This window comes from Pedobacter indicus, from assembly GCF_003449035.1.
Classification (GTDB): domain Bacteria; phylum Bacteroidota; class Bacteroidia; order Sphingobacteriales; family Sphingobacteriaceae; genus Albibacterium; species Albibacterium indicum.
The window spans coordinates 2,300,535-2,325,746 of sequence record NZ_QRGB01000001.1; the positions used below are offsets into that span (position 1 = coordinate 2,300,535).

Here is a 25,212-nt window from a genome sequence, read left to right on the forward strand (position 1 = left end):
TGATTCTTTTATTTACGCCTTTTGATCTTTTTAAGGCTTTCCTTGGCATCTTCGCTCAGAACAAGCTTGCCGCTGATGGCTGCGTTCTCGTAAAGAAGGGTGTCCCAGCCTTCGGTTCCTTCCCAAAATACTTTTTTCAATGCCCGTAGCGCATCGATGTTGTAGGATGCAAGACGCTTGCTAAAGGCTTGGCTTGCTTCTTCCATTTCTTCTATACTGTCATACACTTCTTGAAAGAGTCCATGTTGTTGTGCCCACGTTGCGTCTCTCCACTGATCGGGATTGAGTGTAAGTTCTACAAATGGAACCAGACCAATTTTGCGTTTTACCACCGGGGCGATAACGAATGGACCAATATTGATGCCTAATTCACTTAACCTGATCTGGGCTTTTTGAGTAGCGAAAACATAGTCACATGCGGCAACTAATCCGACTCCTCCGCCAATGGCTTTGCCTTGAACTTGTACGATAACCATTTTTTTGCATAAACGTATTGCATTAAAAACGTAAGCAAATCCGGAAAAGAATGTTTTACCGGCGCTTTCACTTTTGATGTCAATGAGTTCGTCAAAACTGGCTCCGGCACAAAAACTACGGTCGCCATCGCTCTTTAACAACAACACTTTTACCTCGGAGTCTTTACCTGCTTCAGTAATCGTGGCCGCTAGGTTCTTTAATAATATGGCTGGGAAAGCATTGTGAGAAGGGTGCCCAAACTCAATTCTGGCAACCCCGTAGGAATCCACTTCTTTTTTTATATAACCTTCGTTTTCCGTTGAAGTGTACATAGACTATTTTAATTTAGGTTTTTTTAATCACTGGCTACCACTTTGCCATTTTCTAAAGATAAGCTTTTATTGACACAATCGGGTATATCGTCCGGATAATGACTAACATAGATCAACGTGATATCACCTGATGCGCATATCTGATTGACCAATTGCTTGAGATTGTCTTTTTGGTCTGTACTGAGTCCTTGGCAAGGTTCGTCCAATATGAGCAAGGGTGGGTTCTTAACGAGCGCCCGGGTGATTAGACAAATGCGTTGTTGGCTGACGGTCAATTTGTTGAATTTCGTGTTAACTTCTGCAGCGAGTCCGGTTGCCTCTAGCCATCGCATGGCAGTTTCTGTTTGTTTTTTATTGCATTTTCTGAATAATCCCAGTGTGTCAAAAAATCCGGAACAGACGATATCGAGACAGCTTTGCTGTGTAGGAAAGAATTGGAAGAACTCTGGAGAAACATAGCCGATTTTCTTTTTGATATCCCATATACTCTCTCCACTACCTCGTTTACGGTCGAAAAGCACAATGTCGTTTGCGTAAGCTTGGGGGTTGTCTCCATTGATGAGACTGAGGAGGGTGGACTTACCAGCTCCATTAGAACCACGTAAATTCCATCGTTCACCTGGTTTAATTTCCCAATTGATGCCTTCTAATATTTGCTTCGAACCATAACGGATATTGACATTGTTCATGACAACAATCGTGTTGTAGTTTATTGCTTCCTTATCCTTTAATAGAAGGTTGATATTATCGTTATTAATTTTCTTTTTATCAGTGTGTTCTGATTTTATTTTATTTAAGTTCAGTTTATCAATGCTAGTCTGAATCGGCATGGAGTCTTTATCAAAAACGATAGCATTGTTGACGACTGATGGTATTTCTCTGCGATCGCTTGATACAATCAAATGAATCCCCGAATCAACTATCTCTGTGAAAAGTAGGTCAAATGCTTTGCGGGTAGATTGATCCAAGCCAACGAATGGATGTTCAATCAGTGCAATTTTTGGGTTTTTAAGAAGTGCTGCTGCAAACATAAGTCGGCGTGTTTCACCATTCGACAAGGAGATCATGGGTTTGTCCACCAGATCTGTCAAGAAGAGTCGGTCGATAACCCGATCTATAGTCCATTGTCCTGATAGTTTACCAGTTATTGACTTCATATAATCTAATACTTTAATAGAGTCTTCTATTTCAAAACTATTAAAACGTTGCTGGTAATAGAATTGATTAGTATTCGATTTATTGCGAAAATGATGTCTGAAAGAGATATAGGAAATTAGATCAGACACCCTTCGATATTCGCCGATAGGGGTATTATTAAGATAGGATTCTGCAAAAGGATACTTGATGGTTCCGCTGTGAATAATTTTTTTACCCGATAATGTATCAAAAAAGTCTTTTTTTGCCGGTTCGTCATCACCCAAAACAACCCATGTCTGTCCTTCTTTCCATGTAAAATTAAATGTTGTATTGAGTTCGATTAGAGTATTCATTGTTTTGTTAACGAAAGTGTGATTGATTTGCTTTTGTATTTATAACGTATAAAAAGGAGTAAGGAAGATGTCATGAGTCCGAATGTTAGTCCATACCATATTCCTTCCAAGCCCATATTCAAGTGGATGCCTAATAGATAACTGATTGGTAACCCGACGATCCAGTATGCGATGAACACAATAAAAGTTGGTTTGTTAACGTCCGTCATGCCCCGAAGAATACCAAGACCGACAACCTGTGTTCCATCGAACAATTGAAATAAACCGGCGATAATTAAGAGCTGTGCGGCCATGGAAATAACAACGCCATCGCTCGTGAAGATCCATGGGAGGTATTGATTAAAAACGGCGAAAATCAGTGCTGCAAACGACATGAATATTAAAATGACATGATAGCTTGCATTAGCAAATTTCAGCATCCGGGGGAAGTTCTTTTTACCGAAGGCGTTTCCGACTTGAATAGTTGCTGCAGATGCTATCCCACTGGCCATCATGAAGGTGATAGAGGCTAGGTTAATAGCTACTTGATGTGAAGCTTGCTCAGTGGCTCCCAAAACACCAGCAAGGATGGCGGCAGCAGCAAAAGCACCAATCTCAAAAACATATTGCATGGCGACCGGTGAACCGATTTTAAGGATTGCGAAAGAGCTTGGAAGATCAATCCGATTGAGTGAAAAGTGTTCGATATAACGTTTGAAGTCTTTTGAACGGAATATATAGATCCCCATTACTGCCGCCATAGCGCAGCGATCGATCAACGTTGCGTAGCCTACGCCTCTGACGCCCATGGGCTCGATACCGAACATCCCTTTAACGAAGATAATTGCTAAAATTATATTCACTACATTCCCCCAAATAGTGATCCGCATAGCCTGCTTGGTAAAGCCTAGACCCTCAGCAAACTGTTTAAATGCACTGAATATCATAATTGGTATGATGGAGAGGCTGAGGATGAATAGATAAGGTTTGGCCGTTTCTACTACTGCGGGATCTTGATCAAGGTGATCAACCAAGGCCATCGAACCAAAATAGACGGCGATGAAGAGAACGACTCCTGTTAGAATATTGAGGAAAATGCTATTTGAAAATAGGTGAGCGCACCGCGCGTAGTTCCGGCGCCCGTTTTCCTGCGCAATAAGTGGAGTGAGACCAAAAGCAATACCAAGACCAATTACCATGACAATCATAAAAACGCTGTTTACTAAAGATACAGCCGCTAGGGGTATGGTCCCGGCAAAATGACCAACGATTATGCTATCGGCCGTATGTACAAGGGTGTGCCCGAGCTGAGAGATCATAATAGGGCCAGCCAAGTGAAAATTTGAGCAATAGTACGGTTTGTATTTTTGAAAGAAATTTTTCACTCATGAGAAATATTAAGTTGGCAAAGATACAGCAAAAAAATACAGCATTTTTAACCAGAGATTCCTTGTTCTATTCAAAAAGTAATATCTTTGGTTTGTTAATCATTAATTATAATAAATGTTTAGTACTGTTTTTCTGTTTTTGAACATAGGTAGTCAGGAAATGATTTTCATTTTCGTGATTGCGCTTTTGTTTTTCGGAGGGAAGAAGCTTCCTGAATTGGCACGTGGATTAGGTAAGGGTATTAGGGAGTTTAAAGATGCTTCAGAAAATATCAAACGTGATATAAACGATCAGATCAATGATTTTGAGAAGGATATAGACCGGCAACCTTCAAAGAAAAACACAACGACTGAAACGGAGACCCCTGAAAGTGCTGCAACTGAGGTACCTAAGTTGGATCAAGCCGTTGACATCCCTGAGCGACCGGACGATTATGCGGGCGAATTTGAAAATCCTGGAGAGAACCCAGATGACGTCTCGCATTCAGACAGCTTTTATAAACACAACTACGATTATAACGAATCAGGAGAATATGTAGATTCTTCCTCAGGAACTGCTGCTGATAAGGATGACGTACGAAGTTAGGATCTCGAAAGAGCTAGGGTTAGCTCTTTCACAGGTTAAAAACACCATCGGTTTATTGGAGGATAGTGCCACAATTCCTTTTATTGCACGCTATCGGAAAGAACTAACCAAAGGACTTGATGAAGTTCAAATCACTGCAATACGTGATCTTCAAAAACGACTTCAAGATATAGATAAAAGGCGGGATGCCATTATCAAATCAATCGAGGAGCAGCAAAAGATGACGCCTGATTTGTTAGAGCGTTTGAACAATGCTGATTCTCTTTCAATATTAGAAGATGTTTATTTGCCCTATAAACCTAAACGGAGAACTCGGGCTACGATTGCTCGCGAGAAAAAGCTACAAGGTTTGGCTGATCGGCTGCTCGAGCAGAAGGCAGGATCGGTTAAGGAGCTAGCCGAAGGATATATTAATACGGAGTTAGCGGTGACCGATACCGAAGAGGCACTGGCAGGTGCCCGGGATATATTGGCGGAACTATTTTCAGAAAGTGCGGTTGTACGCGCAGCGATCCGTAATTTATTCTTAAATAATGGGGCTTATAAGTCTACGCTTGTTGAAGGCAAGGAGGAGCAGGCTCAAAAATATAAAGACTACTTCGATTGGCAGGAGCCGGTTAAAACCATTGCTTCGCATCGACTCTTGGCTATGCGCCGGGGCGAGCGTGAGGAATTTTTGCGTTTGGACTTGTCGGTTGAAGAGGTGGATGCATTGGGTGTTCTGAGGAAGGAGTTTGTAAAGGCGAAAAATGAAGCTTCGGAACAAGTGGATATGGCGATTCAGGATAGTTATAAACGCCTGATTAAGCCATCGATTGAAACAGAGGTTCGCGTTCTTTCAAGGCAAAAAGCAGATGAGGAGGCGATTGCTGTTTTTGCTGAGAACGCTCGTCAGCTATTATTAGCTGCCCCCCTTGGTCAAAAGCGGTTGTTGGCAATTGATCCGGGCTTTCGGACAGGATGTAAAATGGTTTGTTTAGATGAGCAAGGTAAGTTGCTTTATAATAGCACGATATATCCACATAACGGAGAAGATAAATTAAAAGATTCCAGTCGGATTGTTCAAAATGTTATTGAACAATATAATATAGAGGCAATTGCTATCGGAAACGGAACGGCTGGACGTGAAACGGAACTGTTTATCCGTAATTTGGCGCCATCAACCGTGACGGTGGTTATGGTGAATGAAAATGGCGCATCAATTTATTCTGCATCAGCTGTTGCAAGAGAAGAGTTCCCCGATTATGATATTACCGTACGAGGTGCGGTTTCCATTGGCCGGAGATTAATGGACCCATTAGCTGAGCTTGTAAAAATTGATCCTAAATCAATCGGGGTGGGACAGTATCAGCATGACGTAGATCAAACAAAACTTCAAACGTCACTTGATGATACTGTCAGTAGCTGTGTGAACAGTGTTGGTGTATCGCTAAATACTGCATCTAAGCAAATCCTTTCGTACGTTTCTGGTTTGGGACCTGCTTTAGCGCAAAACATTGTTAAATACCGTGACGAGAACGGGCCGTTTAGAAACCGTCAAGATTTAAAAAAGGTACCGCGTCTTGGCGATAAGGCTTTTGAACAGGCTGCAGGCTTCCTGCGAATTACGAATGCTGAAAATCCATTGGACGCGAGTGCAGTCCACCCGGAACGCTATTCGTTGATTGAAAACATGGCAAGCGATCTTAACAGCTCTGTAGCTGATCTCTTGAAAGATGAAGAGAAAAGAAAAAGAATTGAACTCAAGAATTATGTTACGGATGAGGTAGGCTTGCCAACTTTAAATGATATTCTCACTGAATTGGCGAAACCAGGAAGAGATCCTCGTGAACAATTTGAGGCTTTCTCTTTTGCGGAAGGTGTAAACGGAATTGAGGATTTGAAAGTTGGCATGAAGCTACCAGGTATTGTAACGAATATTACGAATTTTGGAGCTTTTGTTGATATTGGTGTTCATCAGGACGGATTGGTTCACTTGAGTCAACTGGCTAATAAGTTTGTGAAAGATGCAAATGAAATAGTTAAGGTAAATCAACAAGTTGAGGTCAAAGTCACTGAGGTGGATGTTGCTCGCAATCGAATATCTTTGTCGATGAAAGACGATCAACCCGCTGTTCCGGTTCGGACGAAGAAATCAATTGAACGTAACAAGGATGGGATGTCGTCAAGATCTGGACAGTCGCAAAAAAAGAATACCAAGAAAACTTTTAAAAAGCGATCGGCTAGGGAAGAGCAGTCAGATATGCAGTCCAAACTTGCAGCATTAAAAGCCAAGTTTGGTTAATCTGCAAAAGTTCATCTTTTTTGTAAAAATAAATTTACCTTTAAGATGAATATGGCGTCCAAAAATAACTTTTTTAAAAATTATAGCAGTATCCTGCTATTGATATTGGGTATCTTTATTGGTAGTCTCATCGGCTTATTCGCTATAGATTTAGTTTACTATCTGAAGCCCATAGGGGATATTTTCCTTAATCTTCTTTTCACCGTCGTTATACCCTTAATATTTTTTGCGATTGCATCCGCAGTTGCAAATGTTAGCCAGGGAAAACAGCTTGGTAAGATTATAAGTGTTATGGCTCTGGTTTTTTTAGGGACGGTGCTTGTCGCTGCTATATACATGATTGGTGTTATGGCTTTTTTCCCTTTAGAAGAGGGTATTTATCTCAGTGATGAAGTTGTCGATATTCCTTCTGGGGAATCGAACTGGGGTGAAAACATAGTTCAATTTTTGACTGTCAGCGAGTTTAATCAGCTGCTGTCTCGAGAACATATGCTTGCATTCATTATCTTTTCATTTCTTGTTGGTATTGCCGCTTTACGGTCAGGTGAAAAGGGGAGTGCCTTCCGTCAGTTTTTAGATTCTGGAAACGAAGTTATGAAGATAGCGCTGACACTGATTATGAAGGCTGCTCCAATTGGGTTAGGCGCATATTTTGCCTATCAGGTAGGGACAGTTGGCCCTCAGCTTTTTGGGATCTATGCTAAACCGATGGGTTTGTATTATCTCTTCGGAACAGTCTATTTTATATTGGGCTTTACATTATATGCATTTCTATCATACGGGTCAACAGGAGTTAAAGCATTTTGGAAAAACACCATTTTACCTGCGGCAACAGCAATCAGTACTTGTAGTAGCATCGCCGTGATTCCTGTTAACCTGGTAGCCGCAAAGAAAATGGGGGTGCAGGAAAGTGTTTCTAACGTGGCAGTGCCTTTGGGCGCAACATTGCATAAGGATGGATCTTCTTTATCTTCTATCGTGAAGATTACCGTAGCTTTTGCTATTATTGGAAGAGATTTTATGGATCCAGCTACAATTCTGACGGCTTTAGGCATTACTGTGCTTGTCAGCATTGTAGCTGGAGGGATACCCAATGGTGGTTACATCGGTGAAATACTCATGATTTCTGTTTATGATCTGCCCGTGGAGGCTATTCCTGCTGTGATGATTATCGGTACATTAGTTGATCCTTTGGCTACTGTGTTGAATTCGAATGGGGATACGGTAGCCTCAATGATGATAAATCGGATTCTGGGATATAAGTTAAACTCGCCAGTGTCAGATATTTCTAAATAATGACTAAAATATTAGTCTCTTTCTTTAAAATTTGCTACTTTTAGGTGCCTTATTCAGGCTGCTAACCAAGTGGGAATTGGTTGGTAATTTTTTATATTTGAACTAAACCGAATCATAATATGTCTGAAACTATTTCTTTAAAAATTGAGGATAACAATCTGGAATTACCTGTAATAACAGGAACGGAAGACGAAAAGGGTATTGATATTTCTAAGCTTCGCGCTCAAACCGGTTACGTAACTCTTGATCAGGGCTTTAAAAATACTGGTGCAACAACAAGTGCTATTACTTACTTGGATGGTGAAAAGGGAATTCTCCGTTACCGTGGTTATGCTATTGAAGATTTAGCTTCAAAATCTAGTTTTATAGAGGTCGTATATCTGCTGATTTACGGTAAGTTACCTTCTCATGATGAGTTGGAAGATTTCAGATGGACGGTAAGGCGACATACATTGGTGCATGAGGATATGAAGAAGTTCTTTGATGGGTTTCCATCGAAATCACATCCGATGGGACAACTGTCTGCCTTAGTAGGAGCTTTATCTGCTTTTTATCCTGAGTCATTGGATACGAATCCGACTGAGGAGGAAGAGAATTTAACGATCATTAAAATGTTGGCGAAGATGCCGACCATTGTTTCCTGGATTTATAAAAAATCACTGGGACATCCTGTTATCTACCCATCAAACCATATGGATTATGTGACGAACTTTCTTAATATGACATTTGGTCAGCGTACTGAAGATGTTGAAATTAATCCTGTAGCAATATCTGCGATGAATACTTTGCTGATTTTGCATGCTGATCATGAACAAAACTGTTCAACTTCTACCGTCCGTATTGTTGGGTCGTCAAACGCAAATCTATTTGCATCTATATCAGCTGGTATTTCTGCATTATGGGGTCCATTACACGGAGGGGCTAACCAGGCTGTGATCGAAATGTTAGAGAAGATTAAGGACGATGGTGGAGATTGTGATAAGTGGATTAAGAAAGCAAAAGATAAGAACGACTCTTTCCGCTTGATGGGTTTTGGGCACCGTGTGTATAAAAATTTCGACCCAAGAGCTAAAATTATCAAAAAGGCTTGTGATGAAGTGCTGGATAAACTAGGTATTGATGATCCGGTATTGGATATCGCCAAAAAGCTGGAAGAAGCTGCTCTAAATGATCAATACTTTGTAGATAGAAAATTATATCCTAATGTTGATTTCTATTCAGGTATTATTTACAGGGCACTGGGTTTCCCTACTGATATGTTCACTGTGCTGTTTGCGTTGGGAAGACTTCCCGGATGGATTGCACAATGGAAAGAGATGCGTGCTAACAAGGAACCAATTGGCCGTCCGCGCCAAATCTATACGGGCGAGAAAGAGCGGTCATATGTTGATATTTCAAAACGATAGATTTGTCATTAAACGATGATAGAAAAAAATCCTGTTAAAGAATAACAGGATTTTTCTTCCAATAGGAAGTTTCTTGATATTTAATTTTAACGTTTCTTATCTAAAAGAATGAAAATAACACCTGCAGCTAAAAGTATTCCACCAGTATATGATGGCCATGATACTTGCTCTTGTTTTTCAGCATTGACTTCTACGGGGCCAATGTCAACAACTTTTTCCTTTTTTGTATAGCTAAAACCTGTCCAAATAAGCATGACTACACCGATAATAGCGAGAATAATTCCCAATGTTTTCATAAGTATGTAAGTTTGATTGTTTTTATAACAATAATCTATTTTAAAATGTTTTGTAGTTTGTCCTAAATAATCTTGTATTATTGTTCTTAAATACATTTGACGTATGTTCCCAACCCTATCCCATTTAATAGAATATTTTACAGGTATATTTATTCCGCTACCTATACAGACTTTTGGTTTGTTTGTAGCGATCGCTTTTATTGTTGGATATTCACTTTTCGTCAGAGAAATGAAGCGGAAAGAGAAAGAAGGTCTGATAAAGCCATATAAAAGGACAACCGTTCAGGGCGAGCCTGCGAGTACGGGGGAGCTGGTTATTAATGGGGTAATCGGCTTTTTGCTGGGTTTTAAAATTATTCATGCGTTATTTAACTATAGCAATCTCGTGCAGGACCCCCAAGGGTTTCTTCTATCAGGAGAGGGTAATTGGCTGGGTGGTATTATTGGTGCCGGACTTTTTGTGTATTGGATATGGAAAGAGAAAAAGCAAAATCAGCTATCTAAACCGAAAAAAGTTGAGGAGAGCGTAATGCCACATACCTTAATGGGTAATATTTTGGTGTGGGCTGCAGTATTTGGACTATTAGGGGCTAAAATATTTCATAATCTGGAGTATTGGGATGAGTTTATGGCGGATCCCGTCGGAGGTTTATTTTCTTTTAGTGGATTGACTTTCTATGGTGGGCTGATCTGCGGTGGTGCCGCTGTTCTTTATACTGCGAACAAATATGGTGTTAAGCCCGCGCATATGTTAGATATAGGCGGAATTGGGATGATATTGGCATATGGTGTGGGGCGATTGGGATGTCAGCTATCCGGCGACGGCGATTGGGGAATTGAGAATCCTAATCCGAAACCCGATGCACTTTCATGGTTGCCTGACTGGGCTTGGTCGTTTAAATTCCCTCATAATGTACTTGATGCAGGGGTGCCAATCGAAGGTTGTACAGGTAGATTCTGCCATGAGTTACCCGTGGGTGTTTATCCGACATCTTTTTACGAGTTTATCATGTGCCTTGTTATTTTTGGGATTCTCTGGGCTCTGCGTAAGAAACTTCGTTATCCCGGAATGCTGTTCGCGATCTACTTAATCTTCAGCGGTATTGAACGATTTACAATTGAATTGATACGTGTGAATTCGAAATACCACGCGTTTGGATTAGAATTTACACAGGCAGAGATGATTTCGGTCTTTATGGTTGTTGCTGGAATCATCGGAATTTTCTGGAGCATAAGCTATGGAAAGAAAAATCCTGAAATGATGGCTCCGAAATATAGTTAACGGTGATATGGTTGACTTTGAAAATATAACTACCCAACTGGCCGGAATTTGTAGTCGAGTAGGCTCATATATAAGGCAAGAGTATCAAAATTTTTCGTCTAGTAAGGTGGAAGTAAAGGGTATCCGTGATACAGTTTCGTATGTTGACAAAGAGTCTGAACGCCAATTAGTAGAATACATTAAACCGCTGATACCTGCTGCGGGTTTTATTACAGAGGAAGGAACGGAAAAAAGCAAGGGCGAAGTGTATAATTGGATTATCGATCCACTTGATGGAACAACGAACTTTGTACATCGAATTCCGGTTTTCAGTATCAGTGTAGCTCTTCTTCGAAACGAAGAATTAGTGGTGGCTGTTGTTTATGAAATAAATCAAAACGAATGTTTTTCCGCTTGGAAGGGTGGAGGAGCTTACTTAAATGGAGAACGAATTCACGTGAGCGATAATCGGCTTTTCGAAGAAGCCTTAATAGGGACGGGGTTGCCATTTCGAGAGTTTGAAAAGCTGAACCCTTATATAGAGGTGTTAAAGTCCGTTATGCAAAGAACCCGAGGGGTGAGACGTATTGGATCTGCGGCGGTTGACTTGGCTTATACAGCTTGCGGAAGATTTGATGCTTTTTTTGAGCAATACTTAATGAATTATGATATGGCTGCAGGTATTTTGCTAGTTAAAGAAGCAGGAGGAGTTGTTCACGATTTTGATGGAAGCGGTGGTATGTTAACGAAAGGAAATATTGTTGCAGGCAATCCGACACTCGGCACCGCCTTGTTAACGGAAATAAAAAAGCATTTTTAAATTGATGGTAGTTTGATGCTTTTATCAACTTAAAAATGCCCTTGTTCTTTTTGTTTTCCTGATGATATCTTACTAAAAATGACATGTGCTTCTTTCTACATGGAGTCTGCAATAACTTCTTGGACTTCGGGCACCATTCGTTTTAACAATCCTTCAATCCCGGCTTTTAGGGTAATGATAGATGAAGGACAACCACTGCAGGAACCGCGTAGCTCAACAGTAACTACACCTTCATCATATTTTTGAAAGGAGATTGCTCCTCCATCTTGTTCTACGGCGGGACGAACATAGTCATGTAAAATCTGCTGAATTTTGACTTCAATGTCACTTCCCTCAAAAGTTACGTTATGATCTGGAACAACTTCTAGGATCGTAAGCTCCGATTCCACTGCACCTTTTACAAACTCTTTTAAAATAGGCTCAATATCCTCCCAAGCGCTATCTTGTGTTTTTGTGATTGTTACAAAATTACTAGCGAAGAAAACACCATCTACGAAATTAAACTTAAAAAGCTCACTTGCGAAAGGAGATGCTTGTGCTTTTTCCATTGTAGGAAAATCATGACTTCCGTTAACAAGTAATTTGTTTACTAGAAATTTCCGCGTTGCGGGGTTCGGAGTTTCTTCCGTATATACTTTTATGACAGCCATAGCTCATGTTTGTTGTTAGATAATATACAAAAGTACAAAAAAAATGACCGAGAAAGTCAGTGCTAAGTCAAGAGGCTTTTCGGCGCGCAATTTCATCCCGAATTTTAGCAGCCTTTTCATAAGCCTCATCATTTAGCGCTTGCTGGAGCTTGTCTTTTAGCTCGGAGTCGGAGAGTGTAGAAAAAGACATAGGGTTGCTTTTTTCACTTGATTCACTCTTTAGGTTATCAGAGTCTAAATTTTCTAAAAAGGCAAAGTCATTGCCTTCAATTATGATACCCGCGGTGGAAAGGATAAATTCGTAGGTATAAATTGGACAGTTGAACCGAACCGCAATAGCGATCGCATCTGAAGTACGTGCGTCAATCTCAATATTTTTCGCGCCATCATTACAAATCAGTTTAGCGAAAAATATCCCGTCTACTAAGTTGTAGATTAAAACTTCATCAACTTTAATGTTAAAAAGATCTGCGAAAGATTTGAATAGATCATGAGTTAGCGGGCGACTAGGTGTCATTTTTTCAATTTCAATTGCAATCGCCTGTGCTTCAAAACCTCCAATAATAATGGGTAGCCGTCTTCGACCATTGACTTCGCCGAGAACGAGTGCATATGCACCAGACTGGGTCTGACTATAAGACAATCCGACGATATCTAATCTAATTTTATCCATGTATTCTCATTAACAAAAAGGAGACGCGATTAGGAGTTGACTCTCCATAGATCACGTCTCTGTGTCTTTTATCCCGCTTTGTAGGATTTTATAGCTTTGATCAATTTAGGCACTACTTCAAAGGCATCACCCACGATACCGTAATCAGCCACTTTAAAAAATGGGGCTTCTGGATCAGTATTGATAACAACAATGGTCTTAGATGAACTGACCCCCGCTAAATGCTGAATAGCACCCGATATGCCTATAGCGATGTATAGATTGGGACGAACAACGATTCCGGTTTGTCCGACGTGTTCTTCGTGTGGCCTCCAGCCAGCGTCTGATACTGGCTTAGAGCAGGCAGTTGCAGCACCTAATGTTTCAGCCAACTCTTCGATCAATCCCCAGTTTTCAGGCCCTTTTAACCCGCGACCACCAGAGACGACAATTTCTGCATCTGCTAAACTTACTTTATCGGTAGCGCGTACGATATCCTTTATAATTGTTTCTATAGTATCACGTGATTCCGGCGCGTAATCTTTTATTTCCGCTTGTCCTCCACTCTTTCTAAGTTCGAAGGAATTAGGTGTTAGAGAAATAATTTTGGTAGTTGATTTCAACTCAAGAAAAGCGAACGCTTTCCCTGAAAATGCTGATCGCTTAACAGTAAGCTCATCTCCATTGATTTCTGGAAGTTCGACAGCGCCTGAAGCAAGAGCTGCGCCCAATTTTGCTGCTACTCTTGGAGCTAAACCCTTTCCGCTGAAAGAGTTTGAAAGGACGATCACGTTAGCGTCTTCATCTTTTGCTGCCGAAGCGATTACTGAAGCATAAGCATGATTTATGAACGACTTATATTGATCCGAGCTAACGCTTAATACTTTAGTAGCTCCGTATTCTCCTAATCGCTCAAGATTTGATGACTCAACAGAGCCAATCGATATGGCTGTAAGGTTTGTATCGAGTGAATCTGCAATTGCTTTTGCGTAGGAAACTACTTCGTATACGGATTTTTTAAATTCACCTTCTGTATTTTCTACATATACTAATACGGACATGTTTGTTTCTTTTTTTGTGTAACGTTTTACCTCGGCTATATTACACGAGCCTTGGTATGTAATAACTCAACCAGCTTTTCAGGCTCATCAGGTGAGACCAAGGTAACCGCTCCTCTGGCATCGGGTGTTTCGAAACTCTTTATTACAGACGTTTCTTCTACATTAATAGGTTCCACCACATCAAGGGGCTTGGTTCTTGCTGACATGATTCCACGCATATTGGGTATACGAGGCTCAGCCACACCTTCGGAAACACCAATAACGGCAGGGAGAGGGAGTGATAACACTTCTTTTCCCCCTTCAACCTCACGGTCAACTTCCAGTTTCTGGTCTTGAAGCTCCACCTTTTTTGCAATTGAAACAGAAGGGATATTCAGTAACTCACCAACCAGCCCGGCTACTTGAGCGTTGTTGTAATCGATCGATTCTCTTCCGGTTAATATTAGGTCAAAGTTATTCTCTTTAGCGTATTTCGCTATTTGATTGGCTACAAACCAAGCGTCTCTGGGAGTGGCATTGATTCTAACGGCCTTATCGGCTCCGATTGCCAATGCTTTCCTGATGGTTGGGTCGGTTCCTGCTTCGCCAACATTTATAACAGTTACTTCTGCTTTTCCGCCCTCAGCCATTTCGACTGCTTTAGCGAGCGCGATTTCATCGTACGGATTTACAATATATTGTATTCCTGATGAATTAAGTTCTGCATTATCATTTGTAAAGGTTATTTTTGTTGTGGTATCTGGAACACTGCTTATACAAACTAATATTTTCATAGATATTCCTTTTTTACAAATCTAACAAAAACTAGCGATTGAACAATGAGTAATAAACGTTTAGAGCAATTATTGACCTTTTTAGCTGATGGGTCAAAAGATCCATTTATAAAATATGCGATAGCAACTGAATATGCAAAAATAGGAGACCATGAAAACGCGTTAAAATACTATCAGGATCTTGTTTCAAACGAACCAATGTACTTAGGAACATATTATCACTTGGGACGCCTATTGGAAGAATTAGGGCACACTGATGAAGCGGTTGAGATTTATGAAAAAGGCATGATGGTAGCAACAAAAGTAGGGGACATGCATGCTCTTTCTGAGTTACGATTAGTTTATCAGTCTGCCCTCGGTGAATACGGTGAAGAAGATGATGATGACCTCTAGAACGGATCGTCATTCATATCATTCATTCGAGATGATCGGGTAATGATATTTGAACTGAATTCTTCGGAAGGAGACAATCCGGCAGAGAATGAGTCAGGAGCTCCGAAATCATCCTCTAAATCAGTGAACTTAACAAATTTACCAACAAATTTCAATGGAACTGTCGCTATTTCACCGTTTCTGTGTTTTGCAATGATAACTTCTCCGACTCCGGCTGTGCTGTTTCCGTTTTCATCTTCAGTCAGTCCATAATATTCTGGTCGGTATAAGAAAAGAACCATATCGGCATCCTGCTCAATAGATCCTGATTCACGCAAATCTGACAACATAGGTCTTTTGCTGTTGCCGGGACGGCTTTCAACTGCACGACTTAATTGGGATAGCGCGATCACTGGAATATTGAGTTCTTTAGCGACAGACTTCAAAGCTCGCGAGATACTACCGATCTCTTGTTCACGGTTTCCTCCCTTACCATCTGTTTTGCCATGCATCAATTGAAGGTAATCTACAATTACCATTTGGATATCGTATTGCGCTTTTAATCTTCTACACTTTGCTCTGAATTCAAATACGTTTAAAGCAGGGGTATCGTCAATTAGCAAAGGAGCTTCCGTCAATTTGCCAATTCGGGAGTGTAACTGCGTCCATTCATGGTCTGCTAAATTACCTTTTCTTAGTTTCTCTTGTTCAATTTCTGTTTCACCAGATATCAGACGATTTACCAACTGAACCGATGACATTTCCAAAGAAAATACTGCAACAGGTTTTCCATATTCAACTGCAGCATTTCTAGCGCAGCTCAACACAAATGCTGTTTTACCCATAGCTGGACGAGCAGCAATAATAACTAAGTCAGATGGTTGCCACCCTGATGTGATACGGTCCAGCGCGGTGAAACCCGATGGCACTCCCGTTAACGAATCAGTCCGATCACGTAGTTTTTCTAGGGCATCGACCGCATTTCGCATAATATCGTCAATCTTTTGAGTATCGCGTCGCAGGTTATTTTGTGCAATATCAAATAGTGCTTTTTCCGCACCGTCTAGTAGTTCAAATATATCCGATGTTTCATCATACGCTTTTTTTATCGTGTCAGACGATATTTGAATCAGCTCACGCTGGATATACTTTTGGGAGATAATACGCGCGTGATATTCGATGTTTGCAGCCGATACAACACGATCAGCTAATTGAGTAAGGTAATAGGCGCCGCCAACCATTTCTAAGGCTCCCATCTGCCTTAATTCAGCTGTTACGGTTAGAATATCAATAGGTGAGGATTTTTGAAACAGATTCGTTATCGCTTCAAAAATTTTGCTATGTGCTTCGGAGTAGAAAGTTTCAGGTTTGAGAATATCAATGACAACCGAGAGTGCATCTTTTTCTAACATCAACGCTCCCAACACCGCCTCCTCCAAGTCAGTTGCCTGAGGCGGAAGTTTACCAAGTTCATGAGCTATTTGTTGAAACCTGGATCTACGATCTGAAAAACCAGGCTTATTTGATCGATTAAAAGAAGGAGAAAAATCACTATTCGTACTCATTGATTTATAAAAAGCTATTGAAATTGTTTTTAACTATACTTACTTTGGTTATTGGGGTAACAAAGGTATTTAAATTTAATCGATTTGACTATTTTCATTTACAAACATGACGAGTTATAAATTTTTTTAAATGTCATTGCATGCTCTTTTTCTCTAAATGTTGTTAACATTAGACGTTAATAACATGTTGGAAAGTAGGGAAACCAATTGATTTATAATCGCTTGTATTTTATGTTAATAAGTTGTTCGATGTGAATATATATGAACTCAATATAATATAATTGGCATGGATTTATTGAATGCTGATATTATTGACGTACCTTCGTGCAGATTTTTTTAAATTATGCAACATTACTCAAGACCTCCAAAAAAGGAAACAAACCAAATGGTATTTGGTATTCGTGCCGTTATTGAAGCTATCGAAAGCGGTAAGGAGATCGAGTCATTATTTATTCAACGGGGATTAAGTGGAGGATTAATTACTCAGTTAAAGACACTAGTAGGTCAACATAATATTGGATACCAGCAAGTGCCAATCGAAAAGCTGAATCGACTTACCCGAAAAGCACATCAAGGAGTAGTGGCTGTTATATCACCTATCGTATATCAGGATATCGAAAATATAATTCCGGGTATATATGATAGGGGAGAGAGTCCGCTTATATTAATGCTGGACGGAGTTACTGATGTTCGTAATATGGGTGCTATTGCACGGACGGCAGAATGTGCAGGTGTTCATGCGATTATAGTGCCCAAAAAGGGTTCGGCGGAAATCAACCCGGATGCTATCAAAACATCGGCAGGAGCGTTATTTAAAATTCCTGTGTGTCGAGTAGATAGTTTATATAAAACCGCAAAGTTCCTGCAAGAATCAGGCTTGCAAATGGTATCTTGTACTGAAAAGACGGAAGCAACTATATATGAGCCTGATTATACGAGCCCAACTGTGTTGATCCTCGGTTCAGAAGAAGATGGTATTTCTGATGATTTGATTCGTATATCGGAAAGTCTGGCTAAGATCCCGCTATTGGGTGAGATAGCTTCATTAAATGTGTCCGTGTCTGCAGGAGTCATAATCTACGAAGCTATTCGACAAAGGCATAACGCGTCTGTTTAGTCCACTATAGATATTTTGATCCTTGTTTAGACTTCACGTCAGTTAATATCTGCTTAATATTTTGCTCCTGATCGCGGGGAATAATTAATAATACATCTTCTGATTCAGCAATGATCATGTTGTCAATTCCCTGAAGCACAACAAGTTTGTCTTTTTGAGTGCTCACCATACAGTTGCTTGTATCGTAAAACATGACATTGTCTTTTGGAATCGCTAAATTCCCAGAGAAATCCTTTTCTGAAAGATCATAGATTGACCCCCAAGTACCAAGGTCCGACCATCCGAACGTAACCGGTAAAACATATACATTTTCGGCTTTTTCCATGACAGCAAAGTCGATAGAAATGTTAGGGCAGCGCTGATAGGCTAATGCGATGAATTGTTTTTCCTTATCAGAGTTAAGATAGTGACTCCCATCAGAGAAAATGTCATTCAGTTCTTCGACGTGGTTGTGCAATGCTTTGATGATTGCATTAGCAGACCAAATAAATATCCCTGCATTCCATAGAAAATCACCACTTTGGATAAATGTCTTTGCAATATCCAAACTAGGTTTTTCAGTAAAAGTCTTAACTTTTTTTAATTCTGTTTTAGATGATCCATCAATATATTGTATATAGCCGTAGCCCGTATCGGGACGTGAAGGTCGGATACCGAGAGTAATAAGCCTATCATCTTCGGCAGCTGCATGAATTGCTGTTTTAATAGCTTCGTGAAAATTAGACTCATCTAAGATTAAATGATCAGAAGGGGATACGACAATTGTTGCGTCAGGATTTAAGACCTTTATTTTATGACAGGCATAAGCGATGCAGGGCGCAGTATTACGCATAATCGGTTCCGAAAGTATGCGATTGTCTGAGACCTGTGGTAATTGCTCTCGAAGAATTTCGACATGAGACTCGTGTGTCACTATGAAAATATTCTCTTCTGGAATAATTGCCTTAAAACGGTCAAAAGTTGTTTGTATCAGCGTTTTACCCGTTCCGAAAATATCTAGAAATTGTTTAGGATATATGGTTTTGCTTACCGGCCAAAAACGGCTACCAATCCCGCCAGCCATAATAACCGCAAATATGTTCTTCATCTATAATATGTTCTTCATCTATATTAATTGTTTTTATTGATTCCCTTATACGAATAAGTAAATCTTGATCAAATGTAATGATTTGATTAGATAATCCCTTCTTTTAATAGATCATGCAAGTGGATAATTCCTTCATAATGTTGATCTTTATTCAAAACAATAATCTGAGTAATGTTATTTGCCCGCATCAGATTGAGCGCGTTTACCGCTAGTTCATGGTTTTCTATTTTAATTGGCTTTTTCCCCATGATGTCTGCAGCAGTTAAGTGACCGATTGCATCATGGCTTTCAATCATTCTTCTGATATCCCCATCTGTGACAATACCAATGACTTGTTGCCCGTCCATGACAGCTGCTGCACCAAGCCGGTTCTTTGTAATTTCAAGAATAACCTCTTTAACCGGAGTAGATGCATAGACTTTTGGTTTCTCGTTTTGAGCAGATAGATCACCCACTTTTAAATATAAACGTTTTCCAAGTGAGCCGCCTGGATGGTAACGTGCGAAATCTTGATCTGTAAATTCTCTACACTCCAGTAGAGCTACTGCTAATGCATCACCCATGGCAAGTTGAGCCGTGGTACTCGTAGTCGGTGCGAGATTAAGTGGGCAAGCTTCTTTCTCGACGCTGGTATTTAATATATAATCGGCCTGTAGTCCGAGGTATGATTTGGTGTCTCCGACAAGTGCTACAAGCGTATTTTCCGATTGTTTAAGCAGTGGTACCAGTACTTTAATCTCTGGAGTGTTTCCACTTTTTGAAATTGCTATTATCAAATCGTTTGCTTGTAACATTCCCAGATCTCCATGTATAGCGTCCGCAGCATGCATGAATATCGAAGGGGTACCAGTCGAATTCAGAGTTGCCACAATTTTTTGAGCGATTATGGCACTTTTACCAATACCAGTTATAATTACTCTGCCTTTTAACGTTAAAATTTCGTTTACAACTTTGACGAAGTCATCATCAATTCTTTCTGTCAACTGCCGCACTGCGTCGGCCTCAATGGTAAGGGTAGAAACAGCTATGGATTTTATCTCTGAATTAGTTTTCACAAAATATTTTTTTTATATTTAGTATGGAATTAAGACAAAAATATGTTATTTTGAGTAATCTAAGAGAACATATTAGATATTTTCCTTAAGGACAATGCAAATAGAAAAATCATTATTCGATAATCTGCAAATTTTCTTTGGTTTTGATACGTTTAAGGGTGAGCAAGAGGCCATCATTACCAATGTATTGCAGAAAAAAGACACGTTCGTTATTATGCCGACGGGAGGAGGCAAGTCAATATGTTATCAACTACCGGCCTTAATGAGTGAAGGGACCGCGATTGTTATCTCACCTTTGATAGCACTAATGAAAAACCAGGTAGATCAGCTACGTGCTTTTGGTGGATCGGACAGTATTGCACATTTTTTGAACTCTTCACTTAATAAAGGAGAGGTAGCAAAAGTGAAAAAAGATGTTTTAGATGGTAAGACAAAGCTTCTTTATGTCGCTCCTGAATCGCTTTCAAAATCTGATAATATTGAATTTTTAAAATATATTACTGTTTCATTTGTCGCTGTGGACGAAGCGCATTGTATTTCAGAATGGGGACATGATTTTAGGCCGGAATATCGTCGTATCCGACAGGTTATCAATAGTATAGGGGATAATATTCCAGTTATCGCATTAACCGCAACCGCCACACCGAAGGTTCAATCGGATATACGGAAGAATCTTCAGATGCTTGATTCAACTCTTTTTAAATCATCATTTAATCGGCCTAACTTATATTATGAGGTACGTCCGAAAATTGATGTGGTCAAAGAGATTGTCCGGTTTATTAAGAATAACGCTGGAAAGTCAGGCATAATTTATTGTTTGAGTCGGAAAAAGGTAGAAGAAGTTGCTGAAATATTGAAAATAAATGGCATTAAAGCTTTACCATATCATGCGGGCTTAGATGCGAAAAAGCGTGCGGAAACACAAGATCTATTTCTGATGGAGGGGGTAGATGTTATCGTTGCAACGATCGCGTTCGGTATGGGAATAGATAAACCAGATGTGCGCTACGTAATACATCATGACATACCAAAAAGCATGGAAGGTTATTATCAAGAGACGGGGCGTGCTGGTAGGGATGGAGGCGAGGGGAGATGTATCGCATTTTATTCGGAAAAGGATGTGGAGAAGCTGACTAAGTTTATGAAAGACAAACCCGTGTCAGAACGTGAAATTGGAACACAAATATTAAAAGAAGTTATTGACTATTCCGAGTCAGCTGTGTGTCGCCGAAAGCAGATACTTCATTATTTTGGAGAAGACTTTGATGCCACAGGTTGCAACTGTATGTGTGATAATTGTAATTCTGAGATTACTTATTTTGACGCAGAGGATTCTTTAGTTAAAGTGATTCAATTTATTAAAGACGAGGGAGATAAATTTGATGATAATCATATTGTTAATATTTTGATGGGTCAAAATAATCAACCTGTGTCTTCTTATAAACATGATTTACACCCACTTTTTGGAGCAGGCAAAGATAAAGGCATAGATTATTGGAAATCATTCTTTCGGCAGGCTGTACTTGAAAATTTCCTATCAAAAGATATCGATAATTACGGGTTACTTCAGTTAACCCGTAAAGGCGAAAATTATCTAACCAACCCATATGCCATTAAGTTTATTTTAAATAAACCTATGGAAAAAGCCGCGGATTCAAATGATACTTCCGGAAGTATGAATGGAAGTAGCGCTGTAGATACTACGCTTTTAAAGTTATTGGATAACCTTCGGCGTAAAATTGCTAAACAAAAGAACCTTCCTCCATTTGTTATTTTTCAAGATCCTTCTCTCGAAGAAATGTGTATTCACTACCCCGAGACGTTAGATGAATTAAAGCAAATACATGGAGTAGGCTCGGGGAAGGCGATGAAGTTCGGCAGTCAATTTGTTTCGTTAATTAAAGATTATGTTGAAGAAAACGAAATAGACCGACCGATTGACCTGATCATAAAGGGAACAGCTAACAAATCCGCTTTAAAAGTTTCGATTATTCAAAATATAGACCGTAAAATTGGACTGGATGATATCGCTTCATCTAAAGGTATCTCGTATGAAGAAATATTGAAGGAAGTTGAGTCGATCGTTTATTCTGGTACAAAGTTGAATATTAATTATTTTATCGACGAAATGCTGGATGAGGATCGTCAGGATGAAATTTTTGATTACTTTAAAGAAGCTGAAACGGACTCAATAGATGAAGCTTTAAAGGAATTAGGAAGTGACGATTATACCTTCGAAGATATACAGCTTATGAGAATTAAGTTTATGTCCGAGATGGGAAATTAAATTTTATATTTCCGTGAAATAAATTAAATATCCCCACAAAATAACATGAAAATCAATCCACTATCAGGTATAAAGCATGCAGATTCTACTAATTTTTTTTTAATGGCAGGGCCATGTGCAATTGAAGGAGAAGAGATGGCACTGCAAATCGCTGAAAAAATTGTCAGTATTACCGATAAACTAAATATACCGTATATATTTAAAGGTTCTTACCGAAAGGCAAATCGATCTCGATTAGACTCCTTTACTGGAATTGGGGATGAAAAAGCTTTAAAAATTTTAGAAAAAGTTGGTAAAACTTTCGGTATTCCAACAGTTACAGACATTCATGAAAGTCACGAAGCTGGTCTTGCCGCTGAGTATGTTGACGTTTTACAGATCCCAGCATTTTTGTGTCGCCAAACTAATCTCTTAGTAGCGGCAGCACAAACTGGCAAAGTGGTTAATATAAAAAAGGGGCAATTCTTGTCAGCTAGCTCAATGAGCTTTGCAGTTGATAAGATTAAAGAGTCTGGAAATAAACAAGTTATATTAACTGATAGAGGAAACTCGTTTGGGTATCAAGATCTCATAGTCGATTTTCGTTCGATTCCTGAAATGAAGTCTTTTGGTGTCCCTGTTGTTATGGATTGCACACATTCACTGCAACAGCCTAATCAATCAAGTGGTGTTACCGGCGGTAAGCCTCAGCTAATTGAAACGATTTCAAAAGCAGCAATCGCAGTCGGTGCGGATGGCTTATTTATTGAAACACACCCAGCGCCATCAGAGGCAAAATCAGATGGTGCAAATATGTTAAGCTTAGATTTGTTAGAAGGTTTACTGACCAAATTGGTACGAATTAGACAGTCTATATTATAAAATATTGTTATAAACCATTACCGTTGTTGCTCGGTTTTTAATTTCATCAAAAGAGGTTTATTAAAATAGGAAGGATGAAAGTGAGTGCACAATATTCTATTTAACATAATATAGATTATAATACTATAGTGTTTAAATAAAATACGATTGTAAAAGGTGTTTTTTTAGTTAAATGTTAACAAAAGCAATATTTTATTAACATAATTTGATTGATTTGTCATATAACTTGAAAAATAGCTATTTTTTTAGTATAATTGCTCGAAAATATAAGTAAATAAAATAGTATGTCAAGAACATTTAATGCATTCATAAAAAACATTAGTAATAAAAATCCTAATGAACCAGAGTTTATACAAGCAGTTACTGAGGTTGCCGAGGATCTAATTCCCTATATTGAAGAAAAATGTCCTGAATATACTGACTACAGAATCTTAGAACGTTTAAGCGAACCTGAACGTGTAGTAAGTTTCCGTGTATGCTGGGTGGATGATAAAGGAAAAATTCAAATTAATCGCGGGTATCGGGTTCAGATGAATAGTCTGATTGGCCCTTATAAAGGTGGACTGAGATTTTCGCCGTCTGTGAATTTGAGCGTTTTGAAATTCCTAGCTTTCGAACAAATATTTAAAAATAGTCTGACTGGTTTGCCTTTAGGCGGCGGTAAAGGCGGTGCAGATTTTGACCCAAGAAATAAGTCTGACAATGAAATAATGCGATTTTGTCAGAGTTTTATGACGGAACTATCAAAGCATATTGGTCCGAATCTCGATGTTCCCGCTGGCGATATCGGTGTTGGTGAGCGTGAAATTGGTTTTCTTTTCGGACAGTATAAACGGATAAAAAATGAATTTACGGGCATTTTAACCGGTAAAGGTCAGGATTTTGGCGGCAGCTTAATTCGACCTGAAGCAACCGGTTACGGGCTGTTATACTTTGTGGAGAAAATGCTTTATGAGAAGAATCTATCCTTAAAGGGGAAAACAATAACAGTTTCGGGAAGTGGAAATGTAGCGCAGTACGCGGCTATTAAGGCGATTCATATGGGGGCAAAAGTAATTACTGTTTCTAATAGTGATGGAGTCTTATATGATAAAGATGGCTTTACAATTGATAAGGTTCACTTTATTGGTAAATTAAAAGCGAAAGGTTCTAGAGATTTTAAAGAATATACAAAGTTGTATAATTCGACATTTACGCCGGGAAAAAAACCGTGGATTTATCCGTGTGACATCGCTCTTCCTTGTGCGACAGAGAATGAGCTTGATGCTGCAGATGCTAGGTTTTTAATAAAAAATGGTTGTTTCTGCATAGCTGAAGGTGCTAATATGCCTTGTACTTCTGAAGCGTTAAAGGTCATTCAAAAGTCTTCGATAGCCTATGCACCCGGGAAAGCTGCTAATGCTGGTGGTGTCGCGGTGTCAGGTTTAGAAATGTCGCAGAATAGAATTGGCCAATGTTGGTCGGAAGAAAAAGTTGATAACAAATTGAAGCATATAATGCATCAGATTCACGATACTTGTATTCATTACGGGAAAGAAGAAAGTGGAAAAGTTAACTATTTGAAAGGTGCAAATATTGGTGGCTTTATTAAAATTGCTAAAGCAATGGTAGCCCAAGGAATTGTCTAAATCTCTGATGTCTTGTCTTATTCTACACTATGAGAACGGTAGCAGAATTGCCTCATCCTGATTGTAAGATTACAATCTTTTCAATGAATCAGAAGTTCATCATTAAGTTTGAACAGGGAGTTTTGGAGCAAACATACAAGATCTCCGAACTAGATATCAGCGACGGTGTTAATGGCGTTTTTCAATTAATCGACGAAGAATTTATAACTCACATTTTGAGTGTTTTCAAAAGTATGAATCAAGGGTTTATAAAAGCATATAATCGGCATGAATACTAACAGGATAGGTTTCATATGCCCCCCTCCTTTTTAACGCATTTAATTCTTTATATAAAGCGACATAACTATCTGGTTTTCATGTTATTTTTCATTACATCGAAATAATATTTCGATTTCTTGAAGTCTCAGATAATAGGTTAGTCATATTGCATTAATTAATCAATGATATGACAAAGTGTAATACATTGATTATTAGTAAAATAAAACAGCCACAAAATTTAATTTTGTGGCT

Annotated in this window: 23 protein-coding genes; 12 read left to right on the forward strand and 11 right to left on the reverse strand. The window is 39.3% G+C overall.

All coding sequences use genetic code 11. The features are described 5' to 3' along the window. Positions 1 to 8: 8 nt before the first annotated feature. From D3P12_RS10205 to D3P12_RS10215, 3 genes are read right to left on the reverse strand one after another with little or no spacing between them, the layout of a single operon-like run. Positions 9 to 788, reverse strand: a complete 780-nt coding sequence (locus D3P12_RS10205) for an enoyl-CoA hydratase/isomerase family protein (protein ID WP_118195180.1) — start codon at positions 786 to 788, stop codon at positions 9 to 11. Positions 789 to 811: 23 nt separating this feature from the next. Next, on the reverse strand, positions 812 to 2,278 hold the full coding sequence (locus D3P12_RS10210) for an ATP-binding cassette domain-containing protein (protein WP_118195181.1): 1,467 nt from the start codon (positions 2,276 to 2,278) through the stop codon (positions 812 to 814). Continuing rightward, positions 2,275 to 3,576, reverse strand: a complete 1,302-nt coding sequence (locus tag D3P12_RS10215) for an MATE family efflux transporter (protein WP_118195183.1) — start codon at positions 3,574 to 3,576, stop codon at positions 2,275 to 2,277. Before D3P12_RS10215 ends, D3P12_RS10210 begins: the two co-directional genes overlap by 4 nt. Before the next feature lie 184 nt (positions 3,577 to 3,760). Here D3P12_RS10215 and D3P12_RS10220 point away from each other — a divergent pair, with 184 nt between their 5' ends. The 4 genes from D3P12_RS10220 (at position 3,761) to D3P12_RS10235 (ending at position 9,217) form a co-directional block, all read left to right on the forward strand. Beyond that, positions 3,761 to 4,231, forward strand: coding sequence for a Sec-independent protein translocase subunit TatA/TatB (locus D3P12_RS10220; protein WP_118195185.1), 471 nt, complete (start codon positions 3,761 to 3,763; stop codon positions 4,229 to 4,231). Beyond that, positions 4,215 to 6,515 (forward strand): Tex family protein, encoded by a 2,301-nt coding sequence (locus tag D3P12_RS10225; protein ID WP_205941093.1) that lies wholly within the window; start codon positions 4,215 to 4,217, stop codon positions 6,513 to 6,515. The genes D3P12_RS10220 and D3P12_RS10225 overlap by 17 nt, the downstream gene beginning before the upstream one ends. 45 nt (positions 6,516 to 6,560) lie before the next feature. Continuing rightward, positions 6,561 to 7,811, forward strand: a complete 1,251-nt coding sequence (locus D3P12_RS10230; RefSeq protein ID WP_118195189.1) for a dicarboxylate/amino acid:cation symporter — start codon at positions 6,561 to 6,563, stop codon at positions 7,809 to 7,811. Between the two features lie 119 nt (positions 7,812 to 7,930). Then, entirely contained in the window at positions 7,931 to 9,217 is a 1,287-nt protein-coding gene (locus D3P12_RS10235; protein ID WP_118195191.1) for a citrate synthase, read from the forward strand. 86 nt (positions 9,218 to 9,303) lie between these two features. Here D3P12_RS10235 and D3P12_RS10240 read toward each other — a convergent pair whose 3' ends face one another. Next, positions 9,304 to 9,609 (reverse strand): hypothetical protein, encoded by a 306-nt coding sequence (locus D3P12_RS10240; RefSeq protein ID WP_245977430.1) that lies wholly within the window; start codon positions 9,607 to 9,609, stop codon positions 9,304 to 9,306. A gap of 7 nt (positions 9,610 to 9,616) precedes the next feature. On the opposite strand from D3P12_RS10240, the gene D3P12_RS10245 reads away from it, so the two are divergent. Together D3P12_RS10245 and D3P12_RS10250 are read left to right on the forward strand one after the other, a co-directional pair. Next, positions 9,617 to 10,795: a prolipoprotein diacylglyceryl transferase gene (locus D3P12_RS10245; protein ID WP_118195194.1), complete on the forward strand. Its 1,179-nt coding sequence runs from the start codon at positions 9,617 to 9,619 to the stop codon at positions 10,793 to 10,795. A gap of 7 nt (positions 10,796 to 10,802) precedes the next feature. Continuing rightward, positions 10,803 to 11,594: an inositol monophosphatase family protein gene (locus tag D3P12_RS10250; RefSeq protein WP_118195196.1), complete on the forward strand. Its 792-nt coding sequence runs from the start codon at positions 10,803 to 10,805 to the stop codon at positions 11,592 to 11,594. 95 nt (positions 11,595 to 11,689) lie between these two features. Here the strand turns inward: D3P12_RS10250 and D3P12_RS10255 are convergent, their stop codons facing one another. The 4 genes from D3P12_RS10255 to D3P12_RS10270 all read right to left on the reverse strand — a co-directional run bounded on the left by D3P12_RS10255 (position 11,690) and on the right by D3P12_RS10270 (position 14,730). Then, on the reverse strand, positions 11,690 to 12,244 hold the full coding sequence (locus tag D3P12_RS10255; RefSeq protein ID WP_118195198.1) for a NifU family protein: 555 nt from the start codon (positions 12,242 to 12,244) through the stop codon (positions 11,690 to 11,692). A gap of 67 nt (positions 12,245 to 12,311) precedes the next feature. After that, positions 12,312 to 12,917, reverse strand: a complete 606-nt coding sequence (locus D3P12_RS10260; RefSeq protein WP_118195200.1) for a bifunctional nuclease family protein — start codon at positions 12,915 to 12,917, stop codon at positions 12,312 to 12,314. Positions 12,918 to 12,985: 68 nt separating this feature from the next. After that, positions 12,986 to 13,957, reverse strand: a complete 972-nt coding sequence (locus D3P12_RS10265) for an electron transfer flavoprotein subunit alpha/FixB family protein (RefSeq protein WP_118195202.1) — start codon at positions 13,955 to 13,957, stop codon at positions 12,986 to 12,988. Between the two features lie 35 nt (positions 13,958 to 13,992). Then, positions 13,993 to 14,730 (reverse strand): electron transfer flavoprotein subunit beta/FixA family protein, encoded by a 738-nt coding sequence (locus D3P12_RS10270; protein WP_118195204.1) that lies wholly within the window; start codon positions 14,728 to 14,730, stop codon positions 13,993 to 13,995. Between the two features lie 45 nt (positions 14,731 to 14,775). Here D3P12_RS10270 and D3P12_RS10275 point away from each other — a divergent pair, with 45 nt between their 5' ends. After that, positions 14,776 to 15,123: a tetratricopeptide repeat protein gene (locus D3P12_RS10275; protein WP_118195206.1), complete on the forward strand. Its 348-nt coding sequence runs from the start codon at positions 14,776 to 14,778 to the stop codon at positions 15,121 to 15,123. Here D3P12_RS10275 and dnaB read toward each other — a convergent pair. Next, on the reverse strand, positions 15,120 to 16,667 hold the full coding sequence (gene dnaB, locus D3P12_RS10280; protein WP_118195208.1) for a replicative DNA helicase: 1,548 nt from the start codon (positions 16,665 to 16,667) through the stop codon (positions 15,120 to 15,122). The genes D3P12_RS10275 and dnaB overlap by 4 nt on opposite strands. A gap of 343 nt (positions 16,668 to 17,010) precedes the next feature. On the opposite strand from dnaB, the gene rlmB reads away from it, so the two are divergent. Beyond that, a complete protein-coding gene (rlmB, locus tag D3P12_RS10285) occupies positions 17,011 to 17,784 on the forward strand; it encodes a 23S rRNA (guanosine(2251)-2'-O)-methyltransferase RlmB (RefSeq protein ID WP_118195210.1) in 774 nt (257 codons plus the stop codon). 4 nt (positions 17,785 to 17,788) lie between these two features. On the opposite strand, the gene D3P12_RS10290 is transcribed toward rlmB, so the two are convergent. Further along, a complete protein-coding gene (locus D3P12_RS10290) occupies positions 17,789 to 18,871 on the reverse strand; it encodes a mannose-1-phosphate guanylyltransferase (RefSeq protein ID WP_118195212.1) in 1,083 nt (360 codons plus the stop codon). Positions 18,872 to 18,957: 86 nt separating this feature from the next. Next, positions 18,958 to 19,926: a KpsF/GutQ family sugar-phosphate isomerase gene (locus tag D3P12_RS10295; protein WP_118195214.1), complete on the reverse strand. Its 969-nt coding sequence runs from the start codon at positions 19,924 to 19,926 to the stop codon at positions 18,958 to 18,960. A 94-nt stretch (positions 19,927 to 20,020) separates the two neighbouring features. Here D3P12_RS10295 and recQ point away from each other — a divergent pair, with 94 nt between their 5' ends. The 4 genes from recQ (at position 20,021) to D3P12_RS10315 (ending at position 24,980) form a co-directional block, all read left to right on the forward strand. After that, positions 20,021 to 22,213: a DNA helicase RecQ gene (gene recQ, locus D3P12_RS10300; RefSeq protein ID WP_118195216.1), complete on the forward strand. Its 2,193-nt coding sequence runs from the start codon at positions 20,021 to 20,023 to the stop codon at positions 22,211 to 22,213. A 45-nt stretch (positions 22,214 to 22,258) separates the two neighbouring features. Continuing rightward, complete coding sequence (kdsA, locus tag D3P12_RS10305) at positions 22,259 to 23,074, forward strand: 3-deoxy-8-phosphooctulonate synthase (RefSeq protein WP_118195219.1); 816 nt, start codon at positions 22,259 to 22,261, stop codon at positions 23,072 to 23,074. A 284-nt stretch (positions 23,075 to 23,358) separates the two neighbouring features. Next, a complete protein-coding gene (gene gdhA, locus D3P12_RS10310; protein WP_118195221.1) occupies positions 23,359 to 24,702 on the forward strand; it encodes an NADP-specific glutamate dehydrogenase in 1,344 nt (447 codons plus the stop codon). Positions 24,703 to 24,731: 29 nt separating this feature from the next. Then, positions 24,732 to 24,980 (forward strand): hypothetical protein, encoded by a 249-nt coding sequence (locus D3P12_RS10315; protein ID WP_118195223.1) that lies wholly within the window; start codon positions 24,732 to 24,734, stop codon positions 24,978 to 24,980. Positions 24,981 to 25,212 lie beyond the last annotated feature (232 nt).